This window comes from Shewanella halotolerans, assembly GCF_019457535.1.
Classification (GTDB): domain Bacteria; phylum Pseudomonadota; class Gammaproteobacteria; order Enterobacterales; family Shewanellaceae; genus Shewanella; species Shewanella halotolerans.
Genome location: NZ_CP080417.1, coordinates 608,432 through 621,545, shown reverse-complemented (window position 1 = coordinate 621,545; position 13,114 = coordinate 608,432). Strand labels below are relative to the sequence as shown.

General features: G+C 55.3%; 12 protein-coding genes. 4 read left to right on the top strand and 8 right to left on the bottom strand.

Annotation, left to right across the window (positions count from 1 at the left end):
• Both K0H81_RS02800 and K0H81_RS02795 read right to left on the bottom strand, forming a co-directional pair.
• Positions 1–972 carry a DUF2333 family protein gene (locus K0H81_RS02800; protein ID WP_011864348.1) on the bottom strand — a complete coding sequence of 324 codons (972 nt, stop codon included), beginning with the start codon at positions 970–972 and terminating at the stop codon, positions 1–3.
• 12 nt (positions 973–984) lie between these two features.
• Complete coding sequence (locus K0H81_RS02795; RefSeq protein WP_220059821.1) at positions 985–1,452, bottom strand: copper chaperone PCu(A)C; 468 nt, start codon at positions 1,450–1,452, stop codon at positions 985–987.
• A gap of 49 nt (positions 1,453–1,501) precedes the next feature.
• Here K0H81_RS02795 and K0H81_RS02790 point away from each other — a divergent pair, with 49 nt between their 5' ends.
• Positions 1,502–2,239, top strand: coding sequence for an enoyl-CoA hydratase (locus K0H81_RS02790; RefSeq protein WP_144199784.1), 738 nt, complete (start codon positions 1,502–1,504; stop codon positions 2,237–2,239).
• A gap of 15 nt (positions 2,240–2,254) precedes the next feature.
• Here K0H81_RS02790 and K0H81_RS02785 read toward each other — a convergent pair whose 3' ends face one another.
• The 6 genes from K0H81_RS02785 to K0H81_RS02760 all read right to left on the bottom strand — a co-directional run bounded on the left by K0H81_RS02785 (position 2,255) and on the right by K0H81_RS02760 (position 6,866).
• Positions 2,255–2,614: a hypothetical protein gene (locus tag K0H81_RS02785; protein ID WP_220059820.1), complete on the bottom strand. Its 360-nt coding sequence runs from the start codon at positions 2,612–2,614 to the stop codon at positions 2,255–2,257.
• An 18-nt stretch (positions 2,615–2,632) separates the two neighbouring features.
• A complete protein-coding gene (locus K0H81_RS02780) occupies positions 2,633–2,839 on the bottom strand; it encodes a PspC domain-containing protein (RefSeq protein ID WP_220059819.1) in 207 nt (68 codons plus the stop codon).
• Positions 2,840–3,019: 180 nt separating this feature from the next.
• The gene (locus tag K0H81_RS02775) at positions 3,020–3,298 is read right to left on the bottom strand and encodes a hypothetical protein (protein WP_220059818.1); all 279 of its coding nucleotides are present in this window, start codon (positions 3,296–3,298) and stop codon (positions 3,020–3,022) included.
• Between the two features lie 286 nt (positions 3,299–3,584).
• Positions 3,585–4,574: a tRNA dihydrouridine(20/20a) synthase DusA gene (gene dusA, locus K0H81_RS02770; protein ID WP_220059817.1), complete on the bottom strand. Its 990-nt coding sequence runs from the start codon at positions 4,572–4,574 to the stop codon at positions 3,585–3,587.
• Between the two features lie 195 nt (positions 4,575–4,769).
• Positions 4,770–5,426, bottom strand: a complete 657-nt coding sequence (locus K0H81_RS02765) for a single-stranded DNA-binding protein (protein ID WP_220059816.1) — start codon at positions 5,424–5,426, stop codon at positions 4,770–4,772.
• Between the two features lie 72 nt (positions 5,427–5,498).
• Positions 5,499–6,866, bottom strand: coding sequence for an MFS transporter (locus tag K0H81_RS02760; RefSeq protein WP_144199796.1), 1,368 nt, complete (start codon positions 6,864–6,866; stop codon positions 5,499–5,501).
• 202 nt (positions 6,867–7,068) lie between these two features.
• Between K0H81_RS02760 and uvrA the strand changes: the two genes are divergently transcribed.
• The 3 genes from uvrA (at position 7,069) to K0H81_RS02745 (ending at position 13,078) form a co-directional block, all read left to right on the top strand.
• Complete coding sequence (gene uvrA, locus K0H81_RS02755; RefSeq protein ID WP_220059815.1) at positions 7,069–9,894, top strand: excinuclease ABC subunit UvrA; 2,826 nt, start codon at positions 7,069–7,071, stop codon at positions 9,892–9,894.
• Positions 9,895–10,002: 108 nt separating this feature from the next.
• The gene (locus K0H81_RS02750; protein ID WP_220059814.1) at positions 10,003–11,031 is read left to right on the top strand and encodes a M28 family peptidase; all 1,029 of its coding nucleotides are present in this window, start codon (positions 10,003–10,005) and stop codon (positions 11,029–11,031) included.
• 247 nt (positions 11,032–11,278) lie between these two features.
• Positions 11,279–13,078 carry a DEAD/DEAH box helicase gene (locus K0H81_RS02745; protein WP_220059813.1) on the top strand — a complete coding sequence of 600 codons (1,800 nt, stop codon included), beginning with the start codon at positions 11,279–11,281 and terminating at the stop codon, positions 13,076–13,078.
• Positions 13,079–13,114 lie beyond the last annotated feature (36 nt).

Sequence of the window (13,114 nt, the reverse complement as noted above, 5' to 3'; positions counted from 1 at the left end):
TTAGCCTTGAGTCAATAAGTTAGTTAAATCGATCACCGCGGCATTGGCGCGGGAAATATAATTGGCCATCACCAGCGAATGGTTGGCCACTATGCCAAACCCAGAACCGTTCAACACGATCGGGCTCCACACAGGCTGCTGCGTCTCTTCCAGCTCACGAATGATCTGCTGCAAGCTGACCTCAGCATTTTTCTTCTTCAATACGTCGGCAAAATCTACCTCAATAGCCTTCATAAAGTTCAGCAGTGCCCAGGTGGCGCCGCGGGTTTCATAGAAGACATCGTCGATCTGCCACCAGCCGGTCTTGATCTCCTGGCTGGCCAGATTAGGTGTGGACTGGCTAGCCTCAGTGTCACCGGCGAGATCGGTATTGATCCGCTCCTGACCGACACTGGCAGACAGACGCTGCGACATGCTGCCCAGGCGCTTCTGCACCTCTTTGAGCCACTCGTTGAGGTTATCGGCGCGGGCATAGAATTGAGCATCGGGATTATTGGTGTCGGCGATGCGGGCGCGATAGAGCTTGAGCAGCTTGATGGCGTCACGATACTCGCCCTCGGCGCTCGGCACCAACCAGCTGGTGTGTTCAATATTCAGCTTAGAGTGGGCCGCCAGCAGATCTTTGTCGGCGGTAGACTGCGACTGGGAACGGCTAAATTCCTTGCGCATGATCAGCGCCAGATCCCGCGCCTGCTCTATGGCACCAAACTCGAAGGCGGGCATGTTATCCATGAACAGCGAGGGAGGCATCACGTCGTTCGACAACCAGCCACCGTTCTTATCGAGGAGGGTTTCCATGGTCAAAATCAAAGAGGTAGTGGTCGCGTAGCCCACTATCTTATGGCCCGTCTCGTTATTGAGTTGATGGGGCTCTATACTGTCTGGTTCTACGCTCCACCATACGCTGATGATGTAGCCAATCAAAAATAAGACGGCGGCCGCCAGGCTGACCCGTTTCCATGTTACCTGCATACTCTTACTCCATTAATGGTGATGATGGTGCTCGCCATCATCTTGTGTCGCTATCGCTTGCTTGCTCACCGGCAGCGTCAGCTGCTGCTCGCTGCCATCGCTAAACTTTAGCCTTAACACCACTTCCTGTCCTTCCGTCAGCGGTTTTTTTAATCCCAACAGCATCACGTGCTTACCCGAGGGCATAAGCTCCAGGTTAGCGTGGCTGGCCAGGGTAAATTTGGGGAGTTGGCGCATCTTCACCACGCCCTCTTCTTCCACCAGGGTGTGTAGCTGCGCCTCGGCGGCTACCTCTGTGTCGACGCCAATAAGATCGACCTCGGGCCCATGATTCATCAGGGTGAAATAGGCGGCGGTATTGGGCACGCTCGGCGGCATGGCCCTGACATAGCCATCGACAAACATGACGTTTGCCAATACGGAAAATGAAGTGCATGATAGCAGGACAAAATTAAACGCGTGTTTGAAAATCTGTTTCAATGCCTTAAACTCCTTTTTAACCCATCTGCCAAATAAGGATTATTGACCCATGAGTAACATTCAATTTCAGGATGAGCAGGGCGTACGCATCATCACGATCAATCGCCCCGACAAACGCAACGCGCTTAACCTTGAGATGTATGCTCGGCTCACAGAATACCTTATCCAAGGGGAGTCAGACAACGGAATTAACGCCTTTCTCCTCAAAGGCGAAGGCGATTGTTTCACCTCGGGTAACGATGTTGCCGACTTTTTAAAAAATAGTGACTTAGGACCGAATCATCCTACCGTCAGGTTTCTGTTCACCCTGCTGGATCTCACTAAACCTCTGGTTGCCGCCGTGGCCGGTCCCGCCGTCGGCATAGGCACGACCCTGCTGCTGCATTGCGACCTGGTGTATGCCGACAACACCGCCAAGTTCCAGCTGCCCTTCGTCAATCTGGCGCTGGTGCCCGAGGCCGGTGCCAGCCTTTTACTGCCCCGCCTAGTCGGCCAGACCAAGGCCAGCGAATTGCTGCTGCTCGGTGAGGCCTTCGATGCCCACAGCGCCCTATCGATGGGGCTTATCAACGATCTACTGCCAAGCGATGAGTTGATGAGTCATGCCCTGAGCCAAAGCATCAAGCTGGCGAAGAAGCCACCTCAGGCACTCAGAGCCAGTCGCCGCTTGATACGCGGTGACAGCGAGCTCATCAGGGAGCAGATGCAAAAAGAGTTGGAAGAGTTTGCCATTCGCCTGCAAAGCGATGAGGCCAAGGCGCAGTTTAACGCCTTCCTGAGCAGATAAAGAAATCGAGCCAGGCTAATCGACCCGGCTAGCCTGGCCTACGCCCCAAGCCGCCAGCAGTAATAGGAGAATCGGCCAAAACAGCGAAAAGCCGGCAAACAACATGGCGATGGCGCTTAGCACACAAACAGAAGAAACCAGGGCGACAAAACTAAAGGCCAGAGTGAGCCAGAGTAGCAGAATCAATAACAGGGCACTGACCAGCGCCGTACTCCACAAACCTATGTCGATCCACTGAGGCGACTCCAGGCTGATGTAAAACCAACGCGCTTCAAAGTAATGTCCCAGCATCATCAGCGCCGCAGCCACTATAAGGATGACACCCAGGGCCAGCAAGATATCCAGCGCTTTTTGTAAATTCGTACGTCCCTTCACGCTCTTAATTCCTAACGGCTAGTAGCCTGGTTTCCATTTCGGCAGAACGAGTGCCAATACAAAATACACTAACAAGACGAAGGCCGGATTCATAAAGGCTGCCACGGCCCACACGACGCGAGTCCATAGGCAAGACCAGGAAAATTTGTCTGCCGTCATCGCCGCCACACCACATACTATGCTGCGAGGATTTTTTAGCCTTCTTACCAGATCATCGATATTCATAATACTTGTCCTTACTATCAACAAATTGATGAGCCCCGGCTATAACACCTTATGCCATTTCAAGGTACAGACTAAGGTTGCGCAGAGCGCGAAGCTCAATACTGGGAGCAGTAACAGTGCTGCCAACTCAAACAGATAAGTCATAACAATTCCCCAAACTATGGTATTCCTTTACCAGAGTTATTCCTTAACCATCGCACTCTTCATCGGTGCGTCTTCACTCTTGGTCGCCGTTTCTGCCAGCTTAAGGTTAGTGTCGAATAGCGACTCTGACAGCTGCGCCTGCAGTGAAAGTGTCAGTTCTTGCTGAGCAGTCACCATCATCTCTTGCATCTGTGTCGCCAAATGACGCTCCAGCTTGGCGGTGATATCTGTTGGGATAAAGTCATCTGCCGAGGCAGAGAAGCTAGCACCTACAAGTAGAGAGGCGATTAGCGATACTTTAGTTAGCTTGTTCATGATGTCTTCCTTTCCATTTCGTTTATGACATCTATGACAATACAAGGGGTGTGCCAACTTTATAAAAACAATATAAATATATGATAAATAAGAGTTTATAAAATTTAATGCCGCTGAGACATTCATTAGGACTGAGGCGGCTGGTTAAGAAGATAGTGAGTTTCACTACCGGCTGGTAATTTTCGCCAACTCTGGTGAGAAGTTTAAAAGTTAGACAAAAAAAGCCGCTGTGTTATCAGCGGCTTTGTGCAAGAATCTTAATCAATACATTGTTTGTATTATGTTTTTATTTGAGTTCCATGCTGGCTCTGGCCTCATGCACCACGGCGATACCGGCACCAGGCTTATGAGCATTCTCGCTCAGATAACGACGCCAGGCCCGCGAACCCGCCTCTCCTTGGTACAAACCTGTCATGTGACGGGTAATATGATTCAGGCGACCACCGGACACTAGATGTTTCTCTATATAGGGAATCATATTCTCCAAAACGGCATCTCTGCTCAGCACAGGCTTGTCCAGGCCGCACAGCTGCTGATCCACCTGAGCCAACAGATAAGGGTTCTGATAGGCTTCGCGGCCCACCATGACGCCGTCTAGCTGTTTGAGGTGCTCGCCGCACTCTGCTAGCGTCTTGACCCCACCATTGATGGAGATGCTCAGCTGAGGGTAATCCTGCTTGAGGCGATACACCCTGTCATAGTCGAGCTCGGGGATCTCGCGGTTCTCCTTGGGACTCAGCCCCTGCAACCAGGCCTTACGGGCATGAATAATAAAGGTGTCGCAGCCAGCCGCGCTCACCTTGTCGACAAACTCGGTAAGAAACTCATAGCTGTCTTGCTCGTCGATGCCGATGCGGGTCTTTACCGTTACCGGAATATCCACCACCTCATTCATCGCCGCCACACACTGAGCCACCAGATCAGGCTCGGCCATCAGGCAGGCGCCAAAACGGCCATTCTGCACACGATCCGACGGGCAGCCCACATTGAGATTGACCTCATCATAGCCACGCTCCGCCGCCAACTTGGCACACTTTGCCAAATCTTCAGGATTGGATCCCCCTAGCTGCAGCGCCAGCGGGTGCTCCTCCTGGTTATAGGCCAGATAATCGCCCCTGCCATGAATGATCGCCCCGGTCGTCACCATCTCGGTATAGAGCAGCAACTCGGAAGACATCAGGCGCGCGAAATAGCGGTAGTGCCTGTCGGTCCAATCGAGCATGGGCGCAATGGAGAAGGTACGATTAATAGCAGTTGGCATAGTGGCAAATGACATAAATAAGGGTAACCCAAGTTTAGCAGTCGCCCTTTTACGGGCTGGGCGCGCATTTTACACCGCATGGCGGTAAATGAACACTCCCGTGGGATGACGCCGACCGACGCGCGCTAAGAAGAGCATAGCGCGGCAGAGTCTAAGAAAAGAAAAACCCTGCCAAGGCAGGGTTTTAAGCAAACATTTGTCGACCAAATCCTAGAACGGGATATCGTCGTCCCAACCGTCATCCAGATCAGGCGTGAAGTTCTGCTGTGGCTGTGGTGCTGGACGCTGCTGCGGTGCCTGTTGCGGTGCCGCCTGTGGCTTAGGCGCATAGGCAGGGGCCTGCTGTGGCTGAGCGCCATAACCTTGCTGTGGCTGTGGCTGTTGCTGGGCACCGTACCCACCTTGAGGAGCCGATTGTTGCGGCTGCTGTGGACGCGCGGCCGGCGCCGATTGCTGTGGTGCGTACTGGTTTTGCTGTTGCGGCGCACCGTAACCTTGCTGGCCACCTTGACCGCCTTGGCCTTGGCCACGGCTATCCAGCATCTGCATCTCGTTAACGTTGATCTCTGTCTTGTAGCGATCTTGTCCGGTCTGCTGATCCTGCCACTTGCTGGTCTGCAGTTTACCTTCCAGATACACTTTCGAGCCCTTCTTCAGGTACTCACCGGCGATCTCCGCAAGACGACGGTACATTACAATGTTGTGCCATTCTGTACGTTCTTGCATCTGACCTTGCTGGTCTTTCCAAGACTCACTGGTCGCCACTGTAAAGTTGGCTACGGCGTTGCCGTTTGGCATGTAACGAACCTCGGGATCTTTCCCCAGGTTACCGACCAAAATTACCTTATTGACACCACGACTGGCCATTGAAATCTCCTGCGATAATCTTATAAATCTAAATTAGGTACAGATGCACGGCCGTACTCGACCGCGAATCTGTTAATTGGAAGAGCCTAACACAGCTCGCGCCTGTCTCAAATCGAAATGCTCATCAACTTTTAAATAAGCGACCTTCTCCTCAAGCACCACAATGGCCTCGGCCACGCCGGGCAGTTGCGACAACTCGGTCGCCATGGCGCGGGCCTGCTCTTTACCTTCCACCTCGGCTTCCAGGGTATAACTCTTTAACAGTACGGGGTTTTGCATCCCCAGTGTCAGCAGCAGCCACAGGCACATCAGGCCCAGTGCCACGGCGAACACACCGGCCGCTCCCAGCAGCTGATAGGCGCCGCCACCCAGCAGGCCACCACAGAAGGCGCCGAGGAACTGACTGGTGGAGTAAACCCCCATGGCCGATCCCTTGTCGCCCACGGGACAGAACTTGGCGATCAGGCTTGGCAGGGATGCTTCGAGATAGTTGAAACCCGTAAAGAAGAGCACCACGGCGACGCTCAGCACCACCAGGCTGTTGGCAAACAGCGCCATGGCGGCCAGGGCGGCTATCATGATAAGCAGGGCGATCTGGAAGGTCGCCTTAGTGTTTTTCTTCTTCACCCCTATGATGATCAGCGGCACCATGAGGAAGAAAGCCCCTACGAAGGCGGGGAAATAGAGCATCCAGTGCTTCTCTTTCACCAGGCCGGCATCGACCAGATCCAGCGGCAGCGCCACGAATACGGCGGTTAACACCAGATGCAGGATGAAGATACCGGCATCTAAGCGGAACAGCTGAGGATCGGTGAGCATCGCCTTGAGCTTGGCTGGCGCGGCGACGGTATCGCCTTTGGGCGCCTGACCAATAGGGTTAGGCACCAGCAGCTGCACTATCACCATCCCCAACAGGGCGAGACCGGCCGTCATGGCAAACAGGCCAGATAGGCCAAGATGCTCGGCCACGATCGGCCCCACCAGCAGAGAGAGCGCGAAGGAGAAGCCGATGCACATGCCTATGATGGCCATCACCTTAGTGCGTTGCTCGTCCCGGGTCAGGTCGGCGGCCAAGGCTAATACAGCGGCGGCAATTGCCCCCATCCCCTGCAGTGCTCGTCCGGCGACGACACCATAGATAGAATCGGCTGAGGCGGCCAGCAGGCTGCCCAGGGCAAACAGGGCCAGGCCGATAAGAATGATAGGCTTGCGGCCATATCTGTCCGATAGGATCCCCATAGGGATCTGCAAGATGGCCTGGGTTAGGCCGTAGGCCCCGATGGCAATCCCCACCCACAGGGGAGAGAATCCCTCAAGGTGTTGTCCGTACAACGCAAAGACAGGCATGATCATAAACAAGCCCATCATGCGTAGCCCAAATACACTGGCTAGTGAAAACGCGACTCTTTTCTCAGTCTTAGACAGTCCATTATTGGCCATTATTCGCCCTGATCTGTATTCATAAATAAGTCGCGCAGTTTATCACGAAGCGGAGAAATAGCTCAAAAAGAAAAGTTGAAGATGCGAGCAAAATGCGCAATTGCCCTCCCCTCATGGCCAGATCACAGGCTGGGCTTTTCTATGACCTAACTCAATTTTTATGCGATAATCAGTCTCTTTTTCGGCACAACCAGAGACACAGATGGACAAGATTGAAGTTCGTGGCGCCCGCACCCACAATCTCAAAAACATCAACCTGACGATCCCCAGAGATAAGCTTATTGTGATCACTGGCCTGTCGGGTTCAGGAAAATCCTCACTCGCCTTCGACACCCTCTACGCCGAGGGCCAGCGTCGTTATGTCGAATCCTTGTCGGCTTATGCGCGCCAGTTCCTCAGCCTGATGGAGAAGCCAGATGTGGATCATATCGAGGGCCTGAGTCCGGCGATCTCAATCGAACAGAAATCGACCTCCCATAACCCGCGCTCCACCGTGGGCACCATCACAGAGATCTACGACTACCTGCGTCTGCTGTTTGCCCGTGTCGGCGAGCCGAGATGTCCGACTCACAACCAACCACTGGCGGCGCAGACCGTCAGCCAGATGGTCGACAAGGTACTCACCCTGCCAGAGGGCAGCCGGCAGATGCTGCTGGCCCCGGTGATCAACGACCGCAAAGGCGAACACGTCAAGCTGCTGGACAGCCTGGCGGCCCAGGGCTTTATCCGCGCCCGTATCGACGGCGAGGTGTGCGACCTGTCCGATCCCCCGGCGCTGGAGCTCCACGTAAAGCACACCATCGAGGTGGTGGTAGATCGCTTCAAGGTGCGTGACGATCTGCAGCAGCGTCTGGCAGAATCCTTCGAGACCGCGCTGGAACTCTCTGGCGGTATCGCCACCGTCGCCTCCATGGACGGCGACAGCGAAGAACTGCTGTTCTCGGCCAACTTTGCCTGTACCCACTGTGGGTACTCCATGGCAGAGCTGGAGCCGCGCATCTTCTCTTTCAACAACCCGGCCGGTGCATGCCCCACCTGTGATGGCCTGGGCGTGCAACAATTTTTCGATGCCGACAGGGTGATCACCAATACCGAACTCTCACTGGCTGGCGGCGCGATCCGCGGCTGGGACAGACGCAACTTCTACTATTTCCAGATGCTCACCTCGCTGGCGGAGCACTATAAGTTCGATGTCGAGGCGCCGTTTGAGAAACTGAGCGCCAAGATACGCAACATAGTGCTGCACGGCTCAGGCAAGGAGAGCATAGCGTTCAAATACATTAACGATCGCGGCGATGTGGTGGTGCGCAACCACCCCTTCGAAGGGATCCTCAATAACATGGACAGACGCTACCGCGAGACGGAATCAAACGCGGTACGCGAAGAGCTGGCCAAGTATATCAACACCCAAGCCTGTAGCAGCTGTGGTGGCTCTCGCCTGCGTGAAGAGGCCCGCCATGTGTTTATCGAAGACCTCAACCTGCCGAGACTCACTGAGTGGTCTATCGGCGAGGCGATGGAATACTTCGAGCAGCTGAGCCTGACCGGCCAGCGGGCACAGATCGCTGAGAAGATCCTCAAGGAGGTGCGCGATCGCCTCGGCTTCCTGGTGAACGTCGGCCTCAACTATCTGAGCCTGTCACGCTCGGCCGACACCCTCTCCGGCGGCGAGGCCCAGCGTATCCGTCTGGCCAGCCAAATCGGCGCCGGCCTAGTTGGCGTCATGTATGTGCTGGATGAACCCTCCATCGGCCTGCACCAGCGAGACAATGAGCGCCTGCTCAACACCTTGATCCACCTTAGGGATCTCGGCAACACGGTAATCGTGGTCGAACACGACGAAGATGCCATCCGCATGGCGGATCATATTATCGATATCGGCCCGGGCGCCGGGGTGCATGGCGGTCAGGTGATCTGCGACGGCCCGCTCAAGGAGATTATCGCCTGCGACGAGTCGGTCACAGGCCAATATATCTCGGGTAAGAAGCAGATCCATATCAGCGAGAAACGCGCCCAGTACGATGCCAGCAAGGTGATCGAACTCTTCGGCGCCTCGGGCAACAACCTCAAGCAGGTCGACCTCACCATTCCCGTCGGCCTGTTTACCTGTGTCACTGGGGTATCGGGCTCGGGCAAGTCGACCCTGATCAACGACACCTTCTACAAGATCGCTCATCGCCAGCTCAACGGCGCCACGGTCGATGAACCCGCGCCTTATCAGAAAGTCTCAGGCATGGATCACTGCGACAAGGTGGTGGATATCGACCAGAGCCCCATCGGCCGCACGCCGCGCTCTAACCCGGCTACCTATACGGGGATCTTTACCCCGATCCGCGAGCTGTTTGCCGCCACCCAGGAGGCGAGAACCCGTGGCTACAAGCCGGGGCGTTTCTCCTTCAACGTCAAGGGCGGACGCTGTGAGGCCTGCCAGGGCGATGGCCTGATCAAGGTGGAGATGCACTTCCTGCCGGATGTGTATGTGCCCTGTGACAGCTGTAAGAGCAAGCGCTATAACCGCGAGACCCTGGAGGTACGCTACAAGGGTAAGAACATCCACGAGGTACTGGAGATGACGGTCGAGGAGGCGCGCGAGTTCTTCGACGCCGTGCCGGCCATCGCCCGCAAGCTGCAGACCCTGATGGAGGTCGGTCTCTCCTACATCGGCCTGGGCCAGAGCGCCACCACCCTCTCTGGTGGTGAGGCTCAAAGGGTTAAGCTGGCCAAGGAGCTGTCGAAACGCGATACCGGCAAGACCCTCTATATTCTGGATGAGCCTACCACGGGTCTGCATTTTGCCGACATTCAGCTGCTGCTGGATGTGCTGCATCGCCTCAAGGCCCATGGCAACACCATAGTGGTTATCGAGCATAACCTGGATGTGATCAAGACGGCGGACTGGATCGTCGACCTCGGCCCAGAGGGCGGCTCCGGTGGCGGCACCATACTGGTCAGCGGCACACCTGAGCAGGTCGCCAAGCATCCAAGCTCCCACACGGCGCGCTTCCTCAAGCCGCTGTTAAAGGGCTAACTCAAGCTGACGGCCTTAAGAAGCCAGCCTCGACAGGCTGGCTTTTTTGTTTCCTTCCCCGGCAAACAGGGGTAGCTTAGAAGTATTCAGACCCGAGGATTGCCGTCATTGAGAAGTCCCTACGCCCCTGTCCATAAGCACTACTTAAGGCTCGCACCACTGCTAAGTCTACTTAAGCTGGGCCTGTTCACCCTGAGCCTGATCACGCTAGGCCTGGTAGGCTGCGCCGAGAGCGCGAACGATAGGCGCTGCGGCGATGAGTACCAGCTCACCTGGAGCGATCAAGCACGGCTCCTCGCCCACGTCGAGACCCTCAGCAGCGATCAATTCGCCGGGCGCAAGACAGGCACAGACGGCGCCGTCCTGGCCAGAGATTACGTAATCGGTCAGATGCATCAGGCGGGTCTCACTCCCTGGCAGGGCCGTTTCGATCACAACTTTGAATACGACTATCAGTTCGGCACCCGCCTTGGCACCAACATCATAGGCATATTGCCGGCAAGCGAGCCCAGCGACAGTTGGCGTCTGGTGGTCGCCCACTATGATCACTTGGGCAAACAGGGCTATAAGCTCTATCACGGCGCCGACGACAATGCCTCAGGGGTCGCCGGTCTGCTAGAGATCGCTACCCACAGCGCACGCCTACCAAGAGACGCAAACCTGATGTTTATCGCCACCGACGCCGAAGAGCCGGGTCTCTACGGTTCCAAGGCCTTTGTCGACGGTCTGATGGCGCCTGATGCCAAGCTCAAACCGAGTCAGATCCAGCTGATGGTCAATCTCGACATGATAGGCCGCCCCGCACGCAACAGCCGTATTTACCTGGAAGGCCGCCGCGGTTTTAGCCAGTTCGAGCAGATCAAGGCCCGGCTGGAGCAGACGGTCAATCTTTGTATTCGCGCCAATCATCCGCCGGAAGCGGGCAAGACGATACAGAAAGTCGATTGGTTAAGAGCCTCAGATCATTATCCTTTTCATCAGGCAGGCATCCCCTGGCTCTACTTCGGTGTGCCGCCCCACAAGGATTACCACCAACCCAGTGACGAGGCGAGTAAGATAGATGTTAATTTTCTGGCCGCTGTTACGGAAACCGCCTATAAACTGTTAATAATTGACACTTATCTCTTGAATAACTAATACAAAACACAGGGATTTCTGTATTTTTGAAAAATGTAACTCACTGTTAACTAAATGGTTAAATTAACGACACCTGAGTTTACTGCGAAAATTATGCCAGGCGGTGGAAAGTTCTCTGGCTTACTGTTATAATAATCGGCTTACTGATTCGTTTTCGGTGCGGGAAGTCGACACGGGGTTGATTTTCTGTCTTTTACATCTTTTGGTGCAGTCTCTGCACTTTAGTTACACCACAAGGCTACAACCCATGTCATCCAGTGAAAAAACTTTCCGCGAACTCGGCCTGTCCGAGCCTTTGTTGCGTGCTCTCGACGAGCTAGGTTATGAAAAACCTACGCCGATCCAGGCCGCCAGTATCGACCCCCTCATGGCGGGTAAAGATATTCTAGGCCAGGCGCAAACCGGTACGGGTAAAACCGGTGCCTTTGCCCTGCCCCTGCTCAACGCTATCGATCCTAATCGCAACGTGCCACAAATTCTGGTACTGGCACCGACCCGCGAACTGGCGGTACAGGTTGCCGAAGCCTTCGGTAGCTACTCCAAATTTATGAAAGGCCTGCACGTACTGCCTATCTACGGCGGTCAGAGCATGCATCAACAGCTTAACGCCCTGCGTCGTGGCCCACAGATCGTCGTGGGTACACCAGGCCGTGTCATGGACCATATGCGTCGTGGCACCCTTAAGCTAGAGACACTCAACGCCTTGGTACTCGATGAGGCCGACGAAATGCTCAAGATGGGCTTTATCGACGACATCGAATGGATCCTGGAACACACGCCACAGGAGCGTCAACTGGCACTCTTCTCGGCCACCATGCCTGAGCAGATCAAGCGCGTCGCCAACAAGTACCTGCAAACGCCGGAACACATCAGCATCGCCGCAAGCCACACCACGGTTGAGTCTATCGAGCAGCGTTTCGTGCAGGTGTCTCAGCACAACAAACTCGAGGCTCTGGTACGCGTACTGGAAGTGGAAAACACCGAAGGTATCATCATCTTCGTACGTACCCGTAACTCTTGTGTTGAGCTGGCCGAGAAGCTTGAAGCCCGTGGTTATGCCTCATCGCCACTGCATGGCGACATGAACCAACAGGCCCGTGAGCGCGCCGTCGATCAGCTTAAGCGTGGCAAGCTGGATATTCTGATCGCCACCGACGTGGCAGCCCGTGGTCTGGACGTTGAGCGTATCGGTCACGTGATCAACTATGATATCCCCTACGACACCGAAGCCTACGTACACCGTATCGGTCGTACCGGCCGCGCCGGTCGTACCGGTATGGCGATTCTGTTCGTCACCCACAGAGAGATGCGCATGCTGCGTACCATTGAGCGTGCGACCAAGAGCCGTATCTCGCCGATGAACGTGCCAAGCCCTGAGACAGTGGCCGAGCGTCGTCTGTCGCGTCTGGGTGAGCAGGTATCTAACACCATCGACAACGAATCCCTGGACTTCATGCATGGCGCCGTCGCCCAACTGTGTCAGCAACTGGAAGTGGACACAGAAGTGCTTGCGGCCGCGCTGTTGAACATGGTTCAGCAGGAGCGTCCTCTGCAACTGCCTCCTATCCAGGAGCGTCAGCGCGATAGCCGTGACGAGCGCAACTCGCGTGACCGTGGTGAACGCTCAGATCGTGCTCCTCGCGGCCGCCGCGAATCGCGTCCGACCCCGACAAACCTGGGCCAGGCCGATACCCTGAAAGATCATCCAGACGTCAAGATGTGCCGTTACGTGCTAGACGTGGGTCGTGACCATGGTGTGGGTGTAGGCAACATCGTCGGCGCCGTCGCTAACGAAGCCAACATCGACAGCCGCTACATAGGCCAGATCCAACTGTTCGATCAGATCACCTCGATCGATCTGCCAGAAGGCATGCCAAAGGATGTCCTGCAACACCTGAAGAAGGTACGCGTATGTGGTAAGCCACTAAACATCCGTGAAGCGGGCAGTGAAATGGTCAACGCCAGCGATGACAACCGAGCACCACGTCGTCGCAAGCCTGTGGGTGAGCGCAAGTCACACCGCAAGGGCAACAGAGACAACGGCTAACGCCCCGTCACTGGCGCAATAAAAGCGCGTGAACCC